This window comes from Marichromatium sp. PS1 (assembly GCF_041155115.1).
Lineage (GTDB): Bacteria > Pseudomonadota > Gammaproteobacteria > Chromatiales > Chromatiaceae > Marichromatium > Marichromatium gracile.
Map to the genome: position 1 here is coordinate 473,706 of NZ_BAAFHB010000005.1, position 23,556 is coordinate 497,261.

The 23,556-nt window shown below is 69.8% G+C and carries 16 protein-coding genes; 6 read left to right on the forward strand and 10 right to left on the reverse strand.

Features of this window, described 5'->3' with window-relative positions; translation table 11 throughout:
* Positions 1 to 7: 7 nt before the first annotated feature.
* The gene (gene dnaE, locus ACAM26_RS14430; RefSeq protein ID WP_369613955.1) at positions 8 to 3,577 is read right to left on the reverse strand and encodes a DNA polymerase III subunit alpha; all 3,570 of its coding nucleotides are present in this window, start codon (positions 3,575 to 3,577) and stop codon (positions 8 to 10) included.
* A 188-nt stretch (positions 3,578 to 3,765) separates the two neighbouring features.
* On the reverse strand, positions 3,766 to 4,278 hold the full coding sequence (locus ACAM26_RS14435) for a peroxiredoxin family protein (RefSeq protein ID WP_369613956.1): 513 nt from the start codon (positions 4,276 to 4,278) through the stop codon (positions 3,766 to 3,768).
* 208 nt (positions 4,279 to 4,486) lie between these two features.
* On the opposite strand from ACAM26_RS14435, the gene ACAM26_RS14440 reads away from it, so the two are divergent.
* On the forward strand, positions 4,487 to 5,869 hold the full coding sequence (locus ACAM26_RS14440; protein WP_369613957.1) for a YihY/virulence factor BrkB family protein: 1,383 nt from the start codon (positions 4,487 to 4,489) through the stop codon (positions 5,867 to 5,869).
* Positions 5,870 to 5,878: 9 nt separating this feature from the next.
* Here the strand turns inward: ACAM26_RS14440 and ACAM26_RS14445 are convergent, their stop codons facing one another.
* The 4 genes from ACAM26_RS14445 to msrB form a co-directional block, all read right to left on the reverse strand.
* On the reverse strand, positions 5,879 to 8,746 hold the full coding sequence (locus ACAM26_RS14445) for an ATP-binding protein (protein WP_369613958.1): 2,868 nt from the start codon (positions 8,744 to 8,746) through the stop codon (positions 5,879 to 5,881).
* Positions 8,747 to 8,879: 133 nt separating this feature from the next.
* Entirely contained in the window at positions 8,880 to 9,362 is a 483-nt protein-coding gene (locus ACAM26_RS14450; protein ID WP_123139733.1) for an ATP-dependent zinc protease, read from the reverse strand.
* Between the two features lie 31 nt (positions 9,363 to 9,393).
* Positions 9,394 to 10,299 carry a LysR family transcriptional regulator gene (locus tag ACAM26_RS14455; RefSeq protein ID WP_165913553.1) on the reverse strand — a complete coding sequence of 302 codons (906 nt, stop codon included), beginning with the start codon at positions 10,297 to 10,299 and terminating at the stop codon, positions 9,394 to 9,396.
* A 462-nt stretch (positions 10,300 to 10,761) separates the two neighbouring features.
* Positions 10,762 to 11,163 carry a peptide-methionine (R)-S-oxide reductase MsrB gene (gene msrB / locus ACAM26_RS14460; RefSeq protein WP_123142982.1) on the reverse strand — a complete coding sequence of 134 codons (402 nt, stop codon included), beginning with the start codon at positions 11,161 to 11,163 and terminating at the stop codon, positions 10,762 to 10,764.
* A gap of 178 nt (positions 11,164 to 11,341) precedes the next feature.
* On the opposite strand from msrB, the gene ACAM26_RS14465 reads away from it, so the two are divergent.
* The 3 genes from ACAM26_RS14465 to asd are packed head-to-tail and all read left to right on the forward strand — an operon-like array spanning position 11,342 to position 14,024.
* On the forward strand, positions 11,342 to 12,523 hold the full coding sequence (locus ACAM26_RS14465; protein WP_369613959.1) for an alanine--glyoxylate aminotransferase family protein: 1,182 nt from the start codon (positions 11,342 to 11,344) through the stop codon (positions 12,521 to 12,523).
* Between the two features lie 11 nt (positions 12,524 to 12,534).
* Positions 12,535 to 13,152, forward strand: a complete 618-nt coding sequence (locus ACAM26_RS14470; RefSeq protein WP_369613960.1) for a hypothetical protein — start codon at positions 12,535 to 12,537, stop codon at positions 13,150 to 13,152.
* Positions 13,149 to 14,024: an archaetidylserine decarboxylase gene (asd, locus tag ACAM26_RS14475; protein WP_369613961.1), complete on the forward strand. Its 876-nt coding sequence runs from the start codon at positions 13,149 to 13,151 to the stop codon at positions 14,022 to 14,024. The genes ACAM26_RS14470 and asd overlap by 4 nt, the downstream gene beginning before the upstream one ends.
* A gap of 6 nt (positions 14,025 to 14,030) precedes the next feature.
* Here asd and ACAM26_RS14480 read toward each other — a convergent pair whose 3' ends face one another.
* The 4 genes from ACAM26_RS14480 to ACAM26_RS14495 all read right to left on the reverse strand — a co-directional run bounded on the left by ACAM26_RS14480 (position 14,031) and on the right by ACAM26_RS14495 (position 21,303).
* Positions 14,031 to 15,359 carry a replication-associated recombination protein A gene (locus ACAM26_RS14480; protein WP_123139727.1) on the reverse strand — a complete coding sequence of 443 codons (1,329 nt, stop codon included), beginning with the start codon at positions 15,357 to 15,359 and terminating at the stop codon, positions 14,031 to 14,033.
* A 3-nt stretch (positions 15,360 to 15,362) separates the two neighbouring features.
* Complete coding sequence (lolA, locus tag ACAM26_RS14485; protein WP_123139726.1) at positions 15,363 to 16,001, reverse strand: outer membrane lipoprotein chaperone LolA; 639 nt, start codon at positions 15,999 to 16,001, stop codon at positions 15,363 to 15,365.
* Between the two features lie 4 nt (positions 16,002 to 16,005).
* Positions 16,006 to 18,534 carry a DNA translocase FtsK gene (locus ACAM26_RS14490; RefSeq protein WP_123142985.1) on the reverse strand — a complete coding sequence of 843 codons (2,529 nt, stop codon included), beginning with the start codon at positions 18,532 to 18,534 and terminating at the stop codon, positions 16,006 to 16,008.
* A gap of 90 nt (positions 18,535 to 18,624) precedes the next feature.
* A complete protein-coding gene (locus ACAM26_RS14495) occupies positions 18,625 to 21,303 on the reverse strand; it encodes a GNAT family N-acetyltransferase (protein ID WP_123139724.1) in 2,679 nt (892 codons plus the stop codon).
* A gap of 339 nt (positions 21,304 to 21,642) precedes the next feature.
* Here ACAM26_RS14495 and ACAM26_RS14500 point away from each other — a divergent pair, with 339 nt between their 5' ends.
* Together ACAM26_RS14500 and ACAM26_RS14505 are read left to right on the forward strand one after the other, a co-directional pair.
* Positions 21,643 to 22,575, forward strand: coding sequence for a histone deacetylase family protein (locus tag ACAM26_RS14500; protein WP_369613962.1), 933 nt, complete (start codon positions 21,643 to 21,645; stop codon positions 22,573 to 22,575).
* A gap of 174 nt (positions 22,576 to 22,749) precedes the next feature.
* A complete protein-coding gene (locus ACAM26_RS14505; RefSeq protein WP_369613963.1) occupies positions 22,750 to 23,535 on the forward strand; it encodes a dienelactone hydrolase family protein in 786 nt (261 codons plus the stop codon).
* Positions 23,536 to 23,556 lie beyond the last annotated feature (21 nt).

The following is a 23,556-nucleotide window of genomic DNA, read 5'->3' on the forward strand; positions in this document are numbered from 1 at the left end:
ACGGGCCTCAGGAGACGGCGCGCAGCGGCAGCGACGGCTCGCGCTGCGGCGCGGGCCGTGCCGGGCGCTCGTAGGAGACGCGCACCGCGCCGGCGCCGAGCAGCTGGCGCAGCCGCTTGAGCAGCAGGTCGGTCGGCTGCACCCGCCAGGCCTCGCCGAGCACCAGCTCGCCGCGGGCGCCGGGACGACGATAGCGCAGCCGCACCGGCAGATCGCCGTCGCGGTACTCGCCGAGCAGCGCGGCGAGCGCCTCGACCCGCGCCAGCCCGGCGGTGTGCGCCGCCGGGTCGGAGAGATCGAGTTCGAGCATCAGGTGATCGGCACGCGCGGCGCGCGCCTGCTCGAAGGTGCGCACGTCGTCGGCACGCAGGCTCCAGCTGTCGCGATACTCGTCGAAGCTCAGGGTGCCGGTGATGGCGAGGATCTGGTCGGACTGCAGCAGGTGACGAGACTCCTCGTAGAGATCGGAGAACACCGTCGCCTCGATCCGCCCGGTGCGGTCATCGAGCACCACCGAACCCATCCGTCCGCGCTGGGTCTTGCCGTGACGCACCCCGACCACCAGCCCGACCACGGTGCGCTTCTCGCGATCGCGCCCGCGTCGCCCCTGGTCGCGATCGGTCTCGAGCAAGCGGCCGATGCGCAGCCCGACCATGGCGCCGAGTTCCCCCTCGAAGCGATCGATCGGGTGACCGGTGAGATAGAGCCCGAGGGTCTCCTTCTCGCCGAGCAGACGCTGCTCGTCGTCCCAGTCGGGGTGCGGCTCACGTGCCAGCTGGGGATCGGGCTCGGGGGCCGCGGCGTCCTCCAGCGCGCCGAACAGGTCGCCCTGCCCGGCCGCCTCGGTGGCATGCTGCTGCTCGGCGAACTTGAGCGCCAGCGGCAGCTCCGCCATCAGGGTGGCGCGGTTGGCGCCGAGTTCGTCGAGCGCGCCGGCGCGGATCAGCGCCTCGAGCACCCGGCGGTTGGCGCGGTGCAGGTCGATGCGCTGGCAGAAGTCCCAGAGATCGCGGAAGGGACCGCCGGCCTCGCGCGCGGCGATCATCGACTCGATCGCGCCCTCGCCGACACCCTTGATCGCGCCCATGCCGTAGATCACGGTGCGATCGCCGGAGACGGTGAAGCGATAGGCCGAGCGGTTGATCGCCGGCGGCTCGACGGCGAGCTTCATCGCCCGACACTCGTCGATCAGGGTCACCACCTTGTCGGTGTTGTCCATGTCGGCGCTGAGCACCGCGGCCATGAAGGCGGCCGGATAATGGGCCTTGAGCCACAGGGTGTGATAGCTGACCAGGGCGTAGGCGGCCGAGTGCGACTTGTTGAAGCCGTAGCCGGCGAACTTGTCCATCAGGTCGAAGATATAGGTCGCGGTGGCCAGCTCCACGCCGCGCTCGACCGCCCCCTTCTCGAAGATGGCGCGCTGCTTGTCCATCTCCGACTGTTTCTTCTTGCCCATGGCGCGACGCAGCAGGTCGGCGCCGCCGAGCGAGTAGCCGGCCAGCACCTGGGCGATCTGCATCACCTGCTCCTGGTAGAGGATGACGCCATAGGTGGGCTTGAGGATGGGTTCGAGCGCGGGGTGCGGATAGGCGACCTCGGCGCGACCGTGCTTGCGGTCGATGAAGTCGTCGACCATGCCCGATTGCAGCGGACCGGGACGGAACAGCGCCACCAGCGCGGTCATGTCCTCGAAGCTGTCGGGCTGGAGCTTCTTGATCAGCTCCTTCATGCCGCGCGATTCGAGCTGGAAGACGGCGGTGGTCTCGCAACGCTTGAGCAGGCCGAAGGCGGTCTCATCGTGCGGGTCGATGAGGTTGATGTCGAGCAGCCCCTCGCCATTGCGCGCGCGCGTCTCGTTGATGGTCTTGAGCGCCCAATCGATGATGGTGAGGGTACGCAGACCGAGGAAGTCGAACTTGACCAGACCGACCTGCTCGACGTCGTCCTTGTCGTACTGGGTGACCAGATTCTCGCCGCCGGGCTCGCAGTAGAGCGGTGCGAAGTCGGTGAGCACGGTCGGGGCGATGACCACGCCGCCGGCGTGCTTGCCGGCGTTGCGCGTCAGCCCCTCGAGCTTGCGCGCCATGTCGATCAGCGCCCGGATCTCCTCGTCGCGCTCGTAGCTGTCGGCCAGGTCCTCGCTCTCGATCAGCGCCTTCTCCAGGGTCATGCCCAGCTCGAAGGGCACCATCTTCGCCACCCGGTCGACGAAGCCGTAGGGGTGGCCCATCACCCGCCCGACGTCGCGCACCACCGCCTTGGCCGCCATGGTGCCGAAGGTGATGATCTGCGACACCGCGTTGCGCCCGTACTTGCGCGCGACATAGTCGATGACGGTATCGCGCCCCTCCATGCAGAAGTCGACGTCGAAGTCGGGCATGGAGACGCGCTCGGGGTTGAGGAAGCGCTCGAACAGCAGGTCGTGCTCGATCGGGTCGAGGTCGGTGATCTTGAGCGCGTAGGCCACCAGCGAGCCGGCGCCCGAGCCGCGGCCCGGTCCCACCGGGATACCGTGTTCCTTGGCCCACTGGATGAAGTCGGCGACGATCAGGAAGTAGCCGGGGAAGCCCATGCCGAGGATCACGTCGAGCTCGACGGCGAGGCGCTCATCATAGACCTTGCGCCGCTCGGCGAAGTCCGGCGCGCTGGTGTCGAAGGTACGCCCGAGTCGCCACTCCAACCCCCGGCGCGACTGCGCGGAGAAGAAGGTCTCGATGGTCATCCCCTCGGGCACCGGGAAGTCGGGCAGCGAGTGGGTGCCGAGGGTCAGTTCGAGGTTGCAGCGCTTGGCGATCTCGACCGAGTTCTCCAGCGCCTCGGGCAGGTCGGAGAACAGCTCGGCCATCTCCTCCGGGGTGCGCAGATACTGCTCGGGGCTGTAGCGAGGGGTGCGCCGCGGGTCATCGAGGGTGCGCCCGTCGTGGATGCACACCCGCACCTCGTGGGCGTCGAAGTCCGCCGCGGCGAGGAAGCGCACGTCGTTGGTGGCCACCACCGGGGCGTCGCAGCGCAGCGCCAGCGCCACGCTCGACTCGACCAGCCGCGCCTCGCGCGGTCGGCCGGTGCGGATCAGCTCGAGATAGTAGCGATCGCCGAACACCGCCTGCCAGCGCGCCAGACGCCGCTCGGCGAGCGCCGCATCGCCGTCGAGCAGCGCCCGGCCGACATCGCCCTCGGGACCGCCGGAGAGCGCGATCAGGCCCTCGGCGGCGGCCTCCACCCAATCGCGCTCGACCATGGCCACGCCCTGGTGCTGACCGTCGACATAGCCGCGCGAGATCAGCCGGGTGAGGTTGCGATAGCCGGTGGCGTTCTCCACCAGCAGTACCAGCCGGAAGGGTCGGTTGGCGTCGTCGGGGTCGCGGATCAGCAGATCGGCGCCGGCGATCGGCTTGATGCCGGCGCCGAGCGCGGCCTTGTAGAAGCGCACCAGCGCGAACAGGTTGCACTGGTCGGTGATCGCCACGGCGGGCATCCCGGCGGCGGCGGTGGCCTTGATCAACGGTTTGATCCGCACCAGGCCGTCGACCAGGGAGTACTCGGAGTGGACGTGGAGATGAACGAAGCTGGGTTCCACGGGGGTCCTTCGCGGTTGTGTGTCTGGGGCGGTCGAGGCGCTCACGGCGACCCTAGTCTAAGCGGCCCGGCGGCCCGGGGAATTCGATAAAACCCATCACGATCCGCGCCGGGATAGGCGCCCGGGCGCCCCGGGGGCCAGCCGCACCGAGACCGGCGTGGATCGTTCGATCAGGGGGCGGGACGGGGTCAGGGCGAGGTCAGCGCACGCACCTGATCGAGCACCTCGGGGGCGTCCCAGGCAAGATCGCCGAGCAGTTCGAGCGCCACCCGACCCTCGGGGTCGATGACATAGGAGGTCGGCAGCCCGCGCACCCCGTAGTCGAGCGTCACCGTCGAGCCGGGATCGACCAGCAGCGGGAAGCCGAGCCCGAGACGCGCGCCGAAATCGGCGACGGTGGCGGCGTCCTCGTCGACGTTGATGGCGAGGATCTCCACCCCGTCGTCGGCCAATGCCTCGTAGGCGCGCTGCATCGAGGGCATCTCGGCGCGACAGGGCGGGCACCAGGTCGCCCAGAAATTGAGGATCACCACCCGGCCACGATAGTCGGCCAGTCGCAGCGTCTCGCCCGCCGGGGTGTCGAGGCCGAAGTCCGGCGCCGGCAGCGGCTCGGGCAGGGTGTCCAGGACATCGGCCCGGAGCGGTCCGACCAGGATCAACGACAGCAACAGCAGCACAGGCGCACGGGACAGGACAGTCATGGCTCGGGGACTCCGCATCAGGAAACCAGGGGGACGGCGGCGCTGACGGACCGTCGCTGCCGCCTTGCATCGGTCGCCCGGACGGGTAGGATCGGGGCCCGGGAGACACGCCGGCGAGGCGCCGGATCCCGCCGTGGGCGACAAGGATAGCATCTCGCGCCCGGGCCCAACGAGCCGGGCCGAGACAACGATCATCGGGGCAGCCACCATGCAGGCCAAGACAGCCTTCGTCACACGACTGGAGCAGATACTGTGGAGCGAGCGCGGCACGCGTCCACGCTGGCAGCGACCGCTGATCGGCCTGGCGCGGCTGCTCCACGCCCTCGCGCGCGATCTCACCGAGGGCAACCTCAGGCTCCACGCCATGGGACTGGTCTACACCACCCTGCTCTCGCTGGTGCCGCTGCTGGCGGTGAGCTTCTCGGTGCTCAAGGGCTTCGGCGTCCACAACCAGCTCGAACCACTGCTGCAGAATGCCCTGGCGCCACTCGGCGAGTCGGGCCAGGAGATCAACACCCGGCTGATCGAGTTCGTCGACCGGATGCAGGTCGGGGTGCTCGGATCGGTCGGTCTGGCGCTGCTGCTCTATACCGTGATCTCGTTGATCCAGAAGATCGAGCAGGCGTTCAACTACACCTGGCGGGTCGAGCGGCCGCGCCCCTTCGCCCAGCGCTTCACCCAGTACATGAGCGTGCTGCTGGTCGGGCCGGTGCTGTTCTTCTCCGCGCTCGGGCTCTCGGCCTCGCTCGGCGACAACGTCTATGTGCGCTCGCTGATGGCGGTCGCCCCGCTCGGGGTGCTGCTCGAACTGGCGCGGCTGCTCGCGCCCTATCTGCTGATCTCGCTGACCTTCGCCTTCTTCTACATGTTCGTCCCCAACGCCCGGGTGCGCATCGTCTCGGCGCTGGTCGGGGCGCTGGCCGCGGGCCTGCTGTGGGAGGCGGCCGGGGCGCTGTTCTCGACCTTCATCGGCGGCTCCACCCGCTATACCGCGATCTACTCCAGCCTGGCGATCCTCATCCTGCTGATGATCTGGATCTATGTCGCCTGGCTGATCCTGCTGGTCGGCGCGAGCATCGCCTTCTACCACCAGCACCCGCACTATCTCGACGGTCGCACCCGCGAGCCGCGACTGAGCAACCGGCTGCGCGAGCGCCTGCCCCTGCAGTTGGCCGCGCGCATCGCCCGCGCCCACCACCGCGGCCAGACCGCGCCGAGCCGGGTCGAATTGGCCGCCGAACTGGGGGTGGCCGAGGGCGTGCTCGAACAGCCGCTGCGGCTGCTCGAGTCACGCGAGGTGGTGCTCGCCACCGCCACCGAACCGGTCGGCTACGTCCCCGCGCAGGACCCCGGGCGCATCACCATCGCCTGGCTGCTGGCGCGGATCCGCAGCTTCGAGGAAGAGGAGGACGGCTATCGGCCGCGCCCGCCCGAGGCGGCGCTCGGCACGCTCGAGGCACGCCTCGAGGAGAGTCGCGAGGCGGTGCTCGGCACCCTCACCCTGGCCGCGCTCGCCACGGCGGACGGCGACGACAGAGACGACAGCGAGGACGGCGAGGACGGCGAGGACTGCAACAAGACTGCCGCCTGAGCCATCGGCTCAGAGCCTCACCTCCAGCGTCTCGGCGAGCCGGTGCACCGCCGTCTCGCCGCCACGGAAGTCGAAGTGCTCGACCGCCTCGCGCAGCGTCTCCACCGCAGACGGCCCGAGCAGGCCCTCGAGATCGGCGAGCAACGGCTTGATCGCCGCCGGACTGTCGCTGTCGAGGGCCGCAAGCAGCTCGCCGAGCAACGCCCGCGCCCGTTCTGGATCCACTCCCGCGGCGACTGCGGTCGCCGGCGGCGTCTCGGCACCTGCCGGAGCGAAGCGCTCGATGCTGGCAAGGGCCTGATCGAGCGCCCGCTGCAGTCGCGCGCGCGCCTCCTCGGTGTCATCCCGACCCTGGCGCTGGAGCTGGTTGAGCGCCATGGCCGCCTCGGCCACATCGGTCAGTCCGAGATTGCCCGCAGCACCCTTGAGCTTATGGGTCAGGCGCTCGCCCGACTCGATATCGACCGCACCGAGCAGCCTGGCATCCTCGCCATGATCGCGCACGAACTGGCGCAGATAACGCCGATAGCGCTTGGCATCACGCCACAGCACCAGGCCGCGCTCGACATCCAGGCCGGGGTAGTGCGGCGCGGGCGCGGGCTGGCGGCGTCCCGCCCGCGCGGCAACCCGGCGCCTGGTCAGGCGCGCGATCAGCGCCACCACCTCGTCGACGTCGAACGGCTTGCCGACGAAGGCGCACATGCCGGCATCGAGCGCCGCCTGGCGCTCGCTCTCGAGCACCCCGGCGCTGACCGCCACCACCGAGACCCGCTCGAGCGCCGGGTTGGCGCGGATCTGTCGCGTCGCCTCGTAACCGTCGAGGACCGGCATCTGGATGTCCATCAGCACCAGATCGACACCATCGGGATGGGCGTTGAGCCAGTCGACCGCCTCACGCCCGTTGTCGGCCAGCACCACCTCGGCGCCGACGTCAGCGAGAATGGTCCGGGCCAGATCGCGATTGATCTCGCTGTCGTCGACCACCATGACCTGCAGTCCGGCGAGGCTCAGCGCCTCGCGACCGACCGCGTCCGACCGGGATGCGTCATCACCGACCTCCTGCGGGGCAAGAACCTCGAACCCCAGGGTGAACCAGAAGCGGCTCCCCTGCCCCGGCGCGCTCTCGACGCCGATGCGCCCGCCCATCTCCTCGACCAGCCGCTGACAGATTGCCAGCCCCAGCCCGGTGCCTCCGAAGCGTCGGGTGGAGGAGACATCGACCTGGGTGAAGGGCGAGAAGATGTCGCGCTGCTGGGACGGCGCGATGCCGATGCCGGTATCGGTCACCGAGAAGCGCAGCCATACCTGTCGCGCCTCGGCCTCGCGCAGTCGCTCCACGGCCACCGTCACCTCGCCACGCTCGGTGAACTTGAGCGCGTTGCCGATCAGGTTGACCAGCACCTGTTCGATCCGCAGCGGGTCTCCACGCAGCCGCTCGCATCCTTCCGGGACCGGTAGCAGCTGCAGGTTCAGGCGCTTCTCCGCGGCCTCGAGCGCCATCAGCTCGCGAACCTCGTCGAGCAGCTCGGCCAGGTCGAAGGGGCGATCGAGGATCTCCACCCCGCCGGCCTCGATACGCGAGAAGTTGAGGATGTCGTCGATGATCCCCTGCAGGGCGCGTCCCGCCGTCTGGATACGCCCGACCAGCATGCCGGCACGGTCGGGCAGGGTCATCTTGCCGAGCAGATAGCTGAACCCGAGGATGGCGTTCATCGGGGTGCGGATCTCGTGGCTCATGTTGGCGAGGAAGTCGGCCTTGGCCCGTGTTGCCATCTCGGCCGCCTCGGCACGCTGCTCGAGCGCCTGATTGAGTCGCTCGATACGAAACTGCGAGCGGGTGATCAGCACACACAACAGCGCCGCCACCAGCGCCATCACCACGCTGACACCCGCCACCGAGGCGATGACGCGACCATACATCGCCGCCAGCTGCTGCGGTTCGAGACGCGCCAGGACCGTCCAGCGATGATCCTGCGGCCCCACCACCAAGGGTGCCGGCTCGGAGGAGCCCGGCGGCAGGCTGCTCGCCACCTCCTGCAACGGCACCACGGTCTCCCAGGTCCACAGACCGCTCTCGTCCTGACGCTGGCCACTCGGCGCGGCCTGGATCGCCGCCCAGAGCTCGGGATAGCGCGCCCCCAGGCTGACCTGGGTCCCGAGCGCGAAGCCCCATTCGTCGGCGGGATCCTGGCTGCGCAGCCAGGCGCCATCTTGATCGACCACCATCAGCCGCGCACCATCGTCACCGACGGCGGCCACCACGGCATCGAGCAACGGCGCGCCGAGATAGTTGGCGATCAGGATGCCGTGGCGCTCACCGGCATCGCTGAACACCGGCAGCGCCACCCGATAGACCGGCTTGAGCGGTCGCTCGATGATGCCGTGCTCGATGTTGAGGTCCAGCCGCGAGACATGGACCCCCCCTGGAGGCAGCGCGCTGGCGACCTGGAAATAGCGGCGTCCCGACTTGTCCTGCAGACGCGACGCCGCGACCTGCCGAGGCTGTCCGTCGACCCAGTCGACCCGCATCCGCTCGCGACCATCGCTGCCGATCCAGCGCAGCTGGTCGAACTTGGGGTTGGCGATCATGTAGAGGGAGAACTGTCGCGCCAGCCGGGGCATGGCGTCGGCGCGCCGCCCGGCCACCGCGTCGCGCAACGCCGGCAGACGGATCAGATACTCGACGTCGCTGATCGCATCGCGCAGATGCTGACGGGCCAGCTGCGCGGCGCGCGTGACCATCTCGCCATCGGCAACGGCCTTCACCGCGTGGGCGTGACGGATCTCGGCGGCGACGAAGAAGGCGACCCCGGCACCGATCAGCGCCAGTGCACCGAGATAGAGGACGAAGAAATTGCGCAGTGCGTTGCTCGCCAAGGTCTCGCATCTCCCGGATGCCGATGGACAAGGGCAGACGCCAGAACCTTGGGAGCGACGAGCGCCCGTTGCAGGCAAGTTATCACTCCCGTCCCCGTGCGCCCAGTCACCCACCGCCGAGCGGCGTCACGACTCAGCCGCCGCGATAGCGCGCCTCGGCATCCTCGACCCGTCCGGTGAGAAAGGAGCCGGCCGGATCGACCCGGGCCGCGCCCGCGACCATCGCGGTACGCCCGAGCAGCATGCGAAACAGCATCGACTCACGGTTGGTCAGGGTGAGCTCGATCGGCCACTCCCGCCCCGCGACCCGCAGCGGGGTCTGGATGACGTAACGCTCCTCGCGATGTCCGCCCGAGTCGCTCACCCGCCGCCGGTCGATCACCTCGGCCTCGGCATGGATCACCAGATCGGCGCACTGCTTCAACGGATGGACGCCGAAGCGCACATAGCGGTTGCCGCCACGACTGAAGGGGTCGACATAGAAGGCGTGCAGCGCCGAGGTCCGCGCGCCGGTATCGATCTTTGCCTTGATCAGCGGCAACCCGAGCTCGGGCAGCGCCAGCCACTCGCGCCAGCCCAGCAACAGCGGCGCGGATTCGGAAGGACTATGCATCATTTCAGGTCCATGGCCCCGGGCGGGGCAGGGTTCAGGGTCCCGACGATGCGTCCCGGACGCTCGCCGGCCACTCCGGCAACGCCTCCGCGGGAGGCGTCTCGCCGGTCTTGCGCAACAATGCCACCGCGGTCTCGACCGGGTCGCGATCGATCACTCCATCGCGGATCGCCAGGTGCGGATGCAACGAGAAGCTGGGGGCCGCGGCCACCGCCGTCAGCCAGCCCTCGCGCGCCGCCGACTCGACCCATGGCCGCGGCAGATAGGCCGAGCCACCGATCTCGCGCAACAGATCGAGCGCCGCCCGTCCCTGATCGACTCGCATCCGGCAGGCCAGATCGACGGCCAGACGCTCGGCGTGCATGGTCAGGAAGCGTGTCCCCCAATCGACCAGGATATAGCCCTCGCCGAGCGCCCGCTCCAGCCCGATGTCGGACTCGCTGCTGGCCAGCACCAGCTCGACGCGCGCCAGCGGCTCGCTCGGACAGCAGCGCGACTCGACCGGCTCGCCGAGCAGCGCGAGGTCCAGGGAGCCATCGGCCAGACGCTGTAGCAGCGTCGCCGCCGACAGCAGCTCCAGGCGCAGCTCCACCCAGGGCTGCGCCCGGCGCAGCACGGCAACCCGCTCGCGCACCCCGAGCGACCACAGATCCGGGATGCAGCCGAGCGCGAGGGTGTGACGCTGCTCGCCGACGAGCTCGGCGCGCGCCCGCGCCCAGCTGCGCACGATGCGCTCGGCGTGCTGCAACAACCGCTGCCCCGGCTCGGTGAGGCGGATATCGCCGCGTCGGCGTTCGAACAACACCACCCCGAGCACCGATTCGAGCAGCTTGACCCGCGCGCTCACCGCCGATTGACTGACGCAGAGCGCACTGGCGGCGCGACCGAAATGACGATGACGGGCGACCTCGATGAAGGTCTTGAGCAGGGCGATATCCAAGGGTTCGACTCGATAGCAGCGACACGATCGACGCCGGCGCAACCGAGGCCGACGCGGCATTCGGGAGGATTGAACCGCAAAGCCGCGCGGGACGCCAGCTACCAGCTACCAGCTACCAGCTACCAGCTACCAGCTACCAGCTACCAGCTACCAGCTACCAGGGGATTGAACCGCGAAGGGCGCGAAGGGCGCAAAGGGGCTCAAGTTGTAAGCGACCAGTCTCCAGCAGCCAGTGGGAGTGCGCCCTCGACGACAGCACTGCTTGCCATCAGCCGTCACGCACGCTCTCGGTGCCAGCACTTGAGGGCAGGCAGCCACTTTCAACTGGCGGCTGATCGCTGGAGGCTCTTCTTCCCTTTGCGCCCTTCGCGCCTTCGCGGTTCAATCCCCGGCTGGCGGCTGGCGGCTGGCGGCTGGCGGCTGGCGGCTGGCGGCTGGCGGCTGGGGACCGATGGCTGACCGCTACCCCTCCCCGGTATCCAGCGTGAGGGCCACGGAGTTGATGCAGTAGCGCTCGCCGGTGGGGGCCGGGCCGTCGGGGAAGACGTGGCCGAGGTGGGCGCCGCAGCGTCGGCAGTGGACCTCGGTGCGTTCCATGCCGTGACTGTGGTCGGCGGCGCGCGCCACCGTCCCCGGCGCGTGCGGGCTGTGGAAGCTCGGCCAGCCGGTGCCGGAGTCGAACTTGGCCGCGGCGTCGAACAGCGGCTCGCCGCAACACACGCAGCGAAACAGCCCCGGCCCCTTGTAGTCGTGATAGGCGCCGGTGAAGGCACGCTCGGTGCCCCGCTCACGGCACACCTGATACTGCTCCGGGGTCAGGCGCGCGCGCCATTCCTCATCGCTCAGCTCGATCTCGTCGCTCATCGTCCACCTCCGATTTCTGCCGCTGTCACTGGGGTGCGAGTGGTCGCGCCGGGCCGTCTTGAGCGCCCTGGGGACGCCCCGTATACTCCGGAAGCTCCCGACAGCGACCAGTCGCGGCAGATCCATCGCCCGCGCCCCGGCGCTCGCCATCAAAACGAACGACACCGGAACGCAGACCATGATCCACTCCTTCAATCCCCCTGCACGCACCTTGATGGGGCCGGGACCGGCCGATGTCCACCCGCGCGTGCTCGCCGCCCTCGCCCGTCCCACCATCGGTCATCTCGACCCGGCCTTCGTCGCCATGATGGACGAGCTCAAGACCCTGCTGCGCGGCGCCTTCCGCACCGACAACGCGCTGACCATGCCGGTCTCGGCCCCCGGATCGGCGGGGATGGAGATCTGCTTCGTCAACCTGGTCGAGCCGGGCGACACCGTAGTGGTGTGCATCAACGGGGTGTTCGGCACGCGGATGAAGGAGAACGTCGAGCGCGCCGGCGCCACCGCGGTGGTGGTCGAGGGCACCTGGGGGCGCGCCGTCGACCCCGAGCAGGTCGAGCGCACCCTCGCCGCCCATCCCGAGGCGCGCATCCTCGCCTTCGTCCATGCCGAGACCAGCACCGGCGCCTGCTCCGATGCCCAGGCGCTGGCCGAGATCGCGCGCCGTCACGACTGCCTGACCATCTGCGACGCGGTCACCTCGCTCGGCGGCAGCCCGTTGGAGGTCGACGCCTGGGGGCTCGACGCGGTCTACTCGGGCTCGCAGAAGTGTCTCAGCTGCACCCCGGGGCTGGCCCCGGTGACCTTCAGCGAGCGCGCGCTCGACAAGGTCCGCGCCCGCACCACCAAGGTCAACAGCTGGTTCCTCGACCTCAACCTGATCATGGGCTACTGGAGCGGCGAGCAGAAGCGCAGCTACCACCACACCGCCCCGGTCAACGCCCTCTACGCCCTGCACGAGTCGCTGGTGATGCTCGCCGAGGAGGGCATCGAACAGGCCTGGGCGCGGCACGCCCATCACCACCAGGCACTGCGCGCCGGGCTCGAGGCCCTGGGGCTGGAGCTGATCGTGCCCGAGGCCGAGCGCTTGGCGCAGCTCAACGCCGTGGCGGTGCCGGCCGGGATCGACGAGGCCGAGATCCGCACCCGGCTGCTCGCGCGCTACAACCTCGAACTCGGCGCCGGGCTCGGCAGCCTCGCCGGCAAGGTGTGGCGCATCGGGCTGATGGGCTACAGCAGCCGTCCCGAGAACATCCTGCTCTGTCTCGGCGCGCTCGGCACCGAACTCGGCGCGCTCGGCCACCAGACCGACACCGGCGCGGCGCTCGCCGCGGCGCGCGCGGTGCTGGGGACGGACTGAGGCGGATCGTGGTGCAGCTCGCCAATCGCCGCCCGCTGGCGGCACGCCTGATCCTGATGCTGCTCGCCATGGCGATACTGGTGCTCGGCTACCAGTGGGGGAACCAGTACCAGCGCCGTCATGCCGAGCCGCCGACGATCAGCGGGGTGCTGCTGCGCCCGCCGCTGGCGGCCCCCGAGTTCGCCCTGGAGGACGCCCTCGGGCGTCCCTTCGACCGCGCCCGACTCGGCGCCGACTGGACCCTGCTCGCCTTCGGCTCGCTCGCCGACGCCTCCGGTCAGCGCGCGCTGCAGCGCCTGATCGAGACCCGCAACCGGCTCGCCGATCGGCCCGAGATCGCCGGAGCGCTGCGCCTGGTGCTGATCGACGGCGGCGCCGATCGCGCCCGGGCGCGCGACTTCAGTCGGCTCTCGCCGGCGCTCGACATCGTCTCGGGCGCGCCCGAGGCGCGCGCGCCGCTCGCCGCGCTGGGCGACGACACGGACGCCGGATCGACCCCGATCCTGGTATTCGCGCCGGGCGCGCGACTGCTGGCGATCCTCCCCGGCACCGCCGCCGGTGCCACCCTGGCCGCCGATCTGGCGGCGCTTCACGCCGCCGCGCCGGCGTTGCTCGCGGAGACCCCATGACCCGATCCGACTGGGGCGAACGGCTGTTCGTCGCCCTGCAGTACCTGTTGCCACAGCGTCTGCTCTCCGAGCTGATGCACCGTCTCTCACGACTGCGCTGGCGCCCGTTGAAGCGCCTGCTGATCCACGGCTTCGCCCGCCAGTACGGCATCGACATGCAGCAAGCCGCCGAGCCCGACCTCGACGCCTATCCCCACTTCAACGCCTTCTTCACCCGCGCGCTGCGCGCCGAGGCGCGCCCGCTCGACCCCGACCCGCGCGCCCTGCTCTGCCCGGTCGACGGCGCGATCAGCCAGATCGGACGCATCGAGAACGGACGGCTGATCCAGGCCAAGGGCCAGGACTACGCCGTCGACACCCTGCTCGGGCTCGATCCCGGCGCATCGCACCCGTTCGAGGGCGGGCACTTCGTCACCATCTATCTCTCGCCGCGCGACTATCACCGCATCCACATGCCGCTGGCCGGGCGGCTGCTGGAGATGACCCATGTCCCGGGCGCGCTGTTCAGCGTCAACGCCGCCACCGCCAACCGGGTGCCGGGGCTGTTCGCCCGCAACGAGCGTCTGGTGACCCGCTTCGAGACCGCGGCCGGCGAGCTGGCGCAGGTGCTGGTGGGGGCGATCTTCGTCGGTGGCATCGAGACGGTGTGGTCCGGGGTGGTGACGCCGCCGCACCGGCTCGGCCCACCCAACCGTCAGGACTATCGCGAGGCCGCGCCGGTAGAACTCGCGCGCGGCGCCGAGATGGGCCGCTTCAACCTCGGCTCGACCGTGGTGGTGCTGCTGCCGCGCGGGCGCATCGACTGGGAGACCGGGCTCGCCCCGGGACAGACGGTGCGCCTCGGCCAGCGCCTCGGCACCCTCGCCGACTAGACCCGTTCAGCCGCGCCCGCCGTGCCGCGCGCGCGCGGCACGGTCGAGTGCGGCGAGGCGTTCGAGCTTCTCGCGGATACGGATCTCCAGCCCACGCTCGACCGGCGCGTAATAGCGCCGCTCGCCCAGCTCGTCGGGGAAGTAGCGCTCGTCGGCGGCATAGCCCTCGGGCTCGTCGTGGGCATAGCGATAGCGCCGACCGTGACCGAGTTCCTTCATCAGCCGCGTCGGCGCATTGCGCAGATGCAGCGGCACCCCCAGCGAGCCCGAGGCGCGGGCATCGGCCTGAGCGGCCTTCCAGGCGGTGTAGACGGCGTTGCTCTTGGCCGCGCAGGCGAGATAGACGGTCGCCTGTGCCAGCGCCAGCTCGCCCTCGGGCGAACCGAGCCGCGCCTGCGCCTCCCAGGCGTTGAGCGCCAGATCGAGCGCGCGCGGGTCGGCGTTGCCGATGTCCTCGCTGGCGATACGCACCAGGCGGCGCGCCAGATAGAGCGGGTCGCAGCCGCCGTCGAGCATCCGCGCCAGCCAGTAGAGCGCGGCATCCGGCGCCGAGCCGCGCACCGACTTGTGCAGCGCCGAGATCTGGTCGTAGAAGTCGTCGCCGCCGCGATCGAAGCGGCGCAGCGAGGCGCTGGCCACCGCCGCCACCGTCTCGCGCCCGATCACCGCGCCCGTATCGACCGCTGCGGCAGCCAGCTCCAGCAGGTTGAGCGCGCTGCGCGCATCGCCGTCGGCGCCCTCGGCGATCAACCGCGCCGCCTCGGGGTCGAGCGCGAGACGGCGCGCGGCCAGCCCGCCGCGCGGGTCATGCAGCGCGCGTTCGAGCACCGCGACCAGATCATCGCTACCGAGTGACTGCAGCACATAGACCCGGGCGCGCGAGAGCAGCGCGTTGTTGAGCGCGAACGAGGGGTTCTCGGTGGTGGCGCCGATGAAGGTCAGGGTGCCGTCCTCGACGTGCGGCAGGAAGGCGTCCTGCTGGGCCTTGTTGAAGCGGTGCACCTCGTCGATGAACAACAGGCTGGCGCTGCCGTCGGCGGCCAGCCGCGCCTGGGCGCGGGCGACCGCCTCGCGGATCTCCTTGACCCCGGCGAGCACCGCCGAGAGGGTGATCAGCTCGGCCTCGGCGCGCGCGGCGATCAGCCGCGCCAGGGTGGTCTTGCCGGTGCCGGGCGGTCCCCAGAGGATCATCGAATGGGCATGCCCCGACTCGAGCGCGCGACGCAGCGGCTTGTCGGGACCGAGCAGGTGCGACTGCCCGCGGAAATCCTCGAGAGAGGCCGGGCGCAGCCGCTCGGCCAGTGGGGTCTGGGGGTTGTCGCGGGTCGCGGGCATGGCTCAGTCGAAGGAGAGGAAGTCGTCGACCGCGCTGCGATCGATCTCGAACAGGTCGGGTTCGAGCGCGAGGTTGCGGGTCGCCGCGCTGAAGTCGAGCCGGGTGTTCTGACCGAAGCCGTCCTCCATGATCAGGCTCTCGAGGCCATCGCTGCCGAAGCCGAGCTCGATGCGCTCGACCTCGGCGTCGGCGTCGAGCGGACGCAGCGCCACCCAGGCGCGCCCATCCGTGCTCGGCAGCTCGCTGACGGCGAAGTGCTCGGTGATCGGCGCGCCGCTGGCGAGCAGCAGCGCCGGGGTGCCGCGCAGCGCCCGCTCCTGGCTCTGGTGGGTGACCTGCTCGAGTTCCAGGTCGTGGACATAGACGCGCTTGCCGTCGGCGATGATCACCTGCGCCACCGGGTCGTCGTATTCCCAGCGAAAGCGACCCGGGCGCTGCAGATAGAAGCGTCCGTGCGATTCGGTCATCTGGGTGCGCGCGGCGTTGAAGGTGTACTGCACGAAGTCCGCGCGCAGGCTGTCGAGACCGGCGAGATAGCGCTCGAGACGCTGCGCGCCCTCCCCGGCGAACGCCGCGACGGGCAACAGCAAGGCGAGCAGGACGGCGCCGAGGGCGCGGGCGGACAGGGTCGCTCGAATCACGCGATCACTCCTCCTGTGGCGGCGGGACCAGGACCTCGCGGTTGCCGTTGGTCTCGGCCGGGCTGACGATGCCGATACGCTCCATCTCCTCGATCAGGCGCGCGGCGCGGTTGTAACCGATCTTGAGCCGGCGCTGCACCCCGGAGATGGAGGCGCGACGGGTCTCGACGACGATCTGCACCGCCTCGTCGAACAGCGGGTCGGTGTCCTCGGTGTCGCCGCCGCGCGGCTCGGGGTCGATCCCCGGCAGCGACTCGGTCGGCTCGCGCAACACGTCGTCGATATAGTCCGGACCACCGAACTGCTTGAGATGTTCCACCACCGCGTGCACCTCGTGATCGTCGACGAAGGCGCCGTGCACGCGATTGGGGAGGTTGCCGCCGGGTGGCAGATAGAGCATGTCGCCGTGCCCGAGCAGCTGTTCGGCGCCCTGCTGATCGAGGATGGTGCGCGAGTCGATCCGCGAGGACACCTGGAAGGCCATGCGGGTGGGGATGTTGGCCTTGATCAACCCGGTGAGCACGTCGACCGAGGGGCGCTGGGTGGCCAGCAGCAGATGGATGCCCGAGGCGCGCGCCTTCTGCGCCAGGCGCGCGATCAGCTCCTCGACCTTCTTGCCGACCACCATCATCATGTCGGCCAGCTCGTCGATGATGACCACGATATAGGGCAGGTGCTCGAGCGCCGGTGCGGCGCCGAGCGCGGGGTCGTGGAGCGGATCGGCGATCGGGGTGCCGGCGGCCTCGGCCTCGGCGATGCGCTTGTTGTAGCCGGCGATGTTGCGCACCCCGAGCTTGGCCATCAGCCGGTAGCGTCGCTCCATCTCGCCGACGCACCAGCGCAACGCGTTGGCCGCCTCCTTCATGTCGGTGACCACCGGGGTGAGCAGGTGCGGGATACCCTCGTAGACCGAGAGTTCCAGCATCTTCGGGTCGACCATGATCAGCCGCACGTCCTTGGGGTCGGCCTTGTAGAGCAGACTGAGGATCATCGCGTTGATCGCCACCGACTTGCCCGAGCCGGTGGTGCCGGCAATCAGCGCATGGGGCATGCGCGCCAGATCGGCGACCACCGGCTGGCCGGCGATGTTGGTGCCCAGCCCCAGGGTGAGCACCGAGCGCGCCTCCTGATAGGCGTCCGAGCCGAGCGTCTGGCGCAGGAACACGATCTCGCGCTGCTCGTTGGGGATCTCGATGCCGATCAGCGACTTGCCCGGGATCACCTCGACCACGCGCACGCTGATCGTCGACAGCGCGCGGGCCAGATCCTTGGCCAAGCCGGTAATCTTGCTGACCTTGGTACCGGGGGCGAGGTCGATCTCGAAGAGGGTGACCACGGGACCGGGATAGACCTCCTCGACCCGCGCCTCGACGCCGAAGTCGGCCAGGCGCAGCTCGACCTGACGCGACAGCTCCTCGAGCTGCTCGGCGCTGTAGCCGCGACCGCTCTTGGTCGGCGCGTCGAGCAGCGAGAGCGGCGGACGCATGCCCTCGGCGGGGATGTCGCGCACCGCGACCGGCACCTGGGCCGGCGGCTCGGGTTCGGGCGCGGGCGCAGAGACCGGTGCTGGCGGCGGCGCGGGTCGCGCAGCGCGCGGCGGCACCGCACTCGGCTCGGGAGCGGGAGCAGGAGCGACCGGGCGGCGCGGCGGCGCCGGCTCTGGAGGAGGCGCCGGTTCGGGCTCGGGCTCGGGCAGTGGATCGGTCATGGTCGCGCGCACCGCCTCTGGGAACCCGTTGGGGCGAGCGCGCGAGCGACGCCGGGCCTTCGCGCGGGGCGCGGGGCGCGGGGCGGGCGCAGGCTCGGGGTCGCCGGCGAACTCATCGGGGTCGATCAGGTTGAGCGCGCGCGGCAGCCCCTCGGGACTGAGCTCGGGACCTTCGCGCAACTGCTGCAGACGCCCCCGCGAGTCCTCGAGCAGACCACGCGCGGCACGCAGCGCCTGCAGCGCCGTGGCCCCGGTGGCATCGAGCAGTCTCACCCAGGAGATCCCCCAAAACAGGCTGAGTCCGATCAGCAGGGTGCCGACCAGCAAGAGGTCGGTCCCGGGGACGTTGAAGGCACCGAGCATGGCCGAGCTGAGGCTGCTGCCAAGCGCCCCCCCGGCGCCGTTCTGCAGCACCCCGCCGAGGGTCGAGAAGTGGATCGAGGCGATGCCGCAACCGGCCACCAGGGTCAGCGCAAAACCGATCCAGCGCAGCGACAGCACCCAGGGGCGCAGCACCACCGCCTCGCCGCGACCACGGAACACCACCCAGGCGCTCCAGCCGACCAGCACCGGGATCAGGTAGGCGAAGAAACCGAACAGATAGAGGGCGCCGTCGGCGAACCAGGCCCCGGTGCGACCACCGGCGTTGCTCACCCGCTCACCATCGCCGACATAGGACCAGCCGGGGTCCTGGGGTGAGTAGGTCGCCAGCGCGAGCAACAGATAGAGCGCCAGGCACATCAGTGCCCACATCGCCCCCTCGCGCAGGATGCGCTCGACATAGTCGCTCAGTGTCAATTGCCCACGGCGGGTAGCCTGTGCCATGAATCCCTCCAAAAATTACTCGCGCTATTATAACCTTACCAAAGGTTATTAGTGCGATTTATCCGGGACTCTGGCACACCGTCGCAGGGCTCAGAGCACCTTGCTGACGAGCTTCACCGACATGTCCTGGGGATCGTTGACGATACGGAAGCCGAGCGACTTGACCAGCGCCAGCATGCGGTTGTTGGCCGAGAGCACCTCGCCGTCCATCACCCGGAAGCCGCGTCGGCGCGCGTTCTGCATCAGCGAGCGCATCAGCCGTGCGCCGATGCCCATGTTGCGCCACTGGTCGGAGACCACGATGGCGAACTCGCAGGCCTCGCCGCCCGGGCGCGTCATGTAGCGCGCCACCCCGACCTGCACCTCCTTGCCCTCGTGCTCGAGCACCCCGATCAGCGCGATCTCGCGGTCGTAGTCGATCTGGGTGAAGCGCACCAGCATCTCCGGGGTCAGCTCCTTGATCGCCTGCATGAAGCGGAAGTACTTGGTCTGCTCGGAGAGTCCGCGGACGAAGTCCTGCTCCATCTCGGCATCCTCCGGACGGATCGGGCGGATCACCAGATCGCGCCCGTCGGGCAGCTGTACCCGCTCGATGAGGTGACTCGGATAGGGATAGATCGCCATGTGGCCGTAGATGCGCTGCTGCGGCGGGCGGTAGTCGACATGGATCGAGGCGTCGACCGCGATCACCTCCTTGTCGTTGCCGATCAACGGGTTGATGCGCAGACCGATGACCTCGGGCAGCTCGCAGACCATCTCCGAGACGCGTTGCAGGATTCTCGCCAGCGCCACCCGGTTCATCGGCGGCATGTGCTGGAAGCTGCCCATCAGCCGCGCGATGCGGGTGTGGTCGATCATCGTCTGGATGATGAAGGCGTTGAGCGGCGGCAGGCCCAGGGCACGATCCTCGATCACCTCGATCTTGGTGCCGCCGGCGCCGAAGCAGATCACCGGGCCGAAGATCTTGTCGCGGAAGACCTCGATCATCAGCTCGCGCGCGGCGCGGCTCGAGACCATATGCTCGACCGTCACCCCCTCGAGCCGGGCGTCCGGGCGCAGCCGCCGGGCGCGCTCGACGATCTCGGTGAAGGTGCGGCGCACCGACTGGGCGTCGGCGATGTTGAGCTTGACCCCGTCGACCGCGGACTTGTGTTCCAGGTCGGGGGAGTTGACCTTCATCACCACCGGGAAGCCGAGCGCCTCGGCCGCCATCAACGCCTCGTTGGGGGTGCGCGCCATCACCGCCTGCATGGTGGGGATGCGGAAGGCCGAGAGGATCGCCTTGGCCTCGACGGTACCGAGTACCTTGCGCCCCTCGGCCATCACCCCTTCGATGATCAGTCGCGCGCCCTCGATGTCGGGCGGGTTCTCGAAGGCCAGCGGCGCCGGCGACTGCATCAGCAGCTTCTGGTTGCGCTGGTGCACCGCGAGGAAGGCGAAGGCCGAGGCGGCGACCTCGGGGTTGTCGAAGTGCGGCACCCCGTTCTCGGCGAGCAGCGTCTGCGCATCGACCACGTACTGCCCGCCCATCCAGCAGGCGAGCACCGGCTTGCGACTGCCCTTGGCCGCATCGATCACCTCCTTGGCGGTGGCCACCGGATCGCCGAACACCAGCGGCGCGAGGATGCAGAGCACGCCGTCGACCTCGGGGTCGGCGAGGCAGGCGTCGAGCGCGGCACGATAGCGCTCCGGGTTAGCATCCCCGATGATGTCGATGGGGTTGCCGTGCGACCAGTAGTCCGGCAACACCCGCTCGAGCACCTGACGGGTGGAGTCGCTCAACTGCGCCAGGGTCAGGCCCAGCTCGACGGTGCGATCGGCGGCGAGCACGCCGGGACCGCCGCCATTGGTGATGATGGCGATGCGGTCGCCGGCAAGCCGACGGCGGGCGCCGAACACCTGGGCGGCGGCGAACAGCTGGTCGAGGTCGTCGACCTGCACCACGCCGGCGCGATCGGTCACCGCACGGAACACCTCCGCCGAGCCGACGAAGCCGCCGGTGTGCGACTTCACCGCCCGCGAGCCGGCCGGATGGCGCCCGGCCTTGACGATCACCACCGGCTTGAGCCGCGCCGCGGCGCGCAACCCGCTGATGAAGTGGCGCGCGTTGCGGATGCCCTCGACATAGAGCAGGATGCACTGGGTCTGGCTGTCGAGGGCGAGATAATCGAGGATGTCGCCGAAGTCGACATCGGCCGCCGCACCGAGCGAGACCACCGCCGAGAAGCCGACCTTGCGCGGCTCCGACCAGTCCATCATCGCGGTGCAGATCGCCCCCGACTGCGACACCAGAGCGACGTTGCCGCTGCGCGGCAACGCCTCGCCGACACTGGCGTTGAGCCCGTGCTGCGGGCGCATCACCCCGAGACAGTTGGGCCCGAGCACGCGGATGCGGTTGCGCCGTGCGGCCTCGACCATGCGCTCCTGGAGCACCTCGCCGCGCTCACCGTGCTCGGCGAACCCGGCCGAGTGCACCACCGCCGCCTTGGCCCCATAGCTGCCGCACTGATCGAGGATCGCCGGCACCCGTTCGGCGGGGATGGCGATCACCGCCAGATCGATGTGCTTGTCGAGCGCCGTCAGGCTCGGATAGCAGGGCTGACCGGCGACCTCCTCGTACTTGGGGTTGATCGCATAGCAGTGGCCCTTGAAGCCACCGGCGAGCAGGTTGCGGAACACCATTCCGCCGATCGAGCCTTCCTCATCGCTCGCACCGAACACCGCCACGGCACTCGGGGTGAAGAGTTGGTCAATGTCGGTCAAGCGCATGGGATCTGCCCTCCGAGGCAGGAAAGGGGTTAAGCTGCATTGAAACCCTCCAAGAGGGACTGATTATCGGCCATCCCGTCACGCCCGGCACGGAAACCGGCCATCGCCTCGGGGCAGCGACGCGCACCCGAGACGCCGGGGATGCTCCGCATTGACCGGGAATCCCCGCCGAGGCGAGGATGGAAGGTCGTGTCGGCGAGCCCGCGCCCAGCGCGTGCGCCGCCCCCCGTGCCAATGATCGCAGCCCGGATGCGTCCGTGTGGACGCCCTGTCGCGAAGAACGAAACCATGCCGGCGGCGCCTCCAGCGGACGCCGTGCTCGACGACCGAGGACCCGACATGAATCTCGCCTTCATCAGCCACCCGTCCTGCATGGAACACCGCATGGGCGAACATCACCCCGAGTGCCCCGAGCGGCTCAACGCGATCGGCGATCGCATGATCGCCTGCGGCATCGAGATGCTGCTGACCCACTACGACGCCCCCGCCGCGAGTCGCGAGCAGCTCGAGATGGTGCACGACCCGGACTATGTCCAGCACATCATCGACACCGCCCCGAGCGACGACTCGGTGGCCTGGGTCGACGGCGGCGACACCGGCATGAACCGTCATACCATGGAGGCGGCGATGCACTCCGCCGGCGCGGTGATCCTCGGCGTCGATCTGGTGATGAGCGACCGTCATCATGCCGCCTTCTGCTCGGTGAGGCCGCCGGGCCACCATGCCGGACGGCGCAGCGGCGGCGGCTTCTGCCTGTTCAACAACGTCGCCATCGGCGCCGCCCACGCCCTCGCCCATCACGGGCTCGAGCGGGTGGCCATCATCGACTTCGACGTCCATCATGGCAACGGCACCGAGGAGATCTTCCGCGGCGACGAGCGGGTGCTGTTCTGTTCGAGCTTCCAGCACCCCTTCTACCCCAACAGCGGCGCCGACACCGACGCACCCAACATCCTCAACCTGCCGCTGCCGCGACTGACCGACGGGGCCGCCTTCAAGACCGCGATCGAGCAGGCCTGGCTGCCCCGGCTCGACGACTTCGCGCCCGAGCTGATCATGATCTCGGCGGGATTCGACGGCCATATCGAGGACGACATGGCGCACTTCAACCTGCGCGAGGCCGACTTCGGCTGGCTCACCCGCGAGCTCCATCAGCTCGCGCTGCGCCATGCCGGAGAACGGGTGGTGTCCTGCCTGGAGGGGGGGTATACGCTGTCGGCGCTCGGCCGTTGTGTCAGTACGCATCTCGACGAGCTGATCGGCCACGTCTGAATCGGCGGGGCCGGACCGCCGTGCTGCAACGCAGCATCAGGATAGACGGGCCGGATCAGGGTTGCAATCCTGCCTCTGGGAGACATATTGCCATCGCGACCATGCGCCCGGATATCCCCCTCATGCGGGCCAGGTCCACGCCCGCCCCAGAGATCCGCACGGAGGGAACTGAGGATGCGCATCCCGTCGCTGCTCGCCGCCGTCGCCCTGCTCGTCACGCTCGAGGTCGGGGCCACGCCCCGCACCGAGACCCTGTTCTACACCGACGGCGAGACCCGCCTCGGCGGCTATCTCAGCCTTGACAACGCCCAACCCGGCCCACGCCCCGGGGTGTTGGTGCTGCACGAGTGGTGGGGGCTCAACGATCACGTCCGCGCCCAGGCGCGCCGACTCGCCGAACTCGGCTACGTGGTCTTCGCCGCCGACCTCTACGGCGCCGGCCGGGTCACCGAACACGCCGCCGACGCCAAGGCGTGGATGACCCAGCTCAGCGAAGACCCCGAGGCCTGGCGCCAGCGCGCACTCGCCGGGCTCGATGTTTTGCGCGAGCGCCCCGAGGTCGACCCCGAGCGCATCGTCGCGCTCGGCTACTGCTTCGGCGGCGCCACCGCGATGCAACTGGCCTATGCCGGCGCGCCGCTCGCCGGCGTGGTCAGCGTCCACGGCTCCCTGCCCCCGCCGCCGCCCGAGCTCGGCCACCTCTCACCCGCGGTGCTCGCGCTGCACGGCGCCGCCGACCCCATGGTGCCGACGGCGCGCGTGCACGCCTTCCAGCACGAACTCGAACGCCTCGGCGCCGACTGGCAGCTGGTGATCTACGGCGGTGCCCGTCACGGCTTCACCAACCCGGGGGCCGACCGCTACAAGCTCGACGGGGTGGCCTACGACGCCCGCGCCGCACAACGCGCCTGGCGCATGCTCGAGACCTTCCTCGACGAGGTGCTGACAACCGCACCCTGAGCGGAGCACTCGAACACGCCC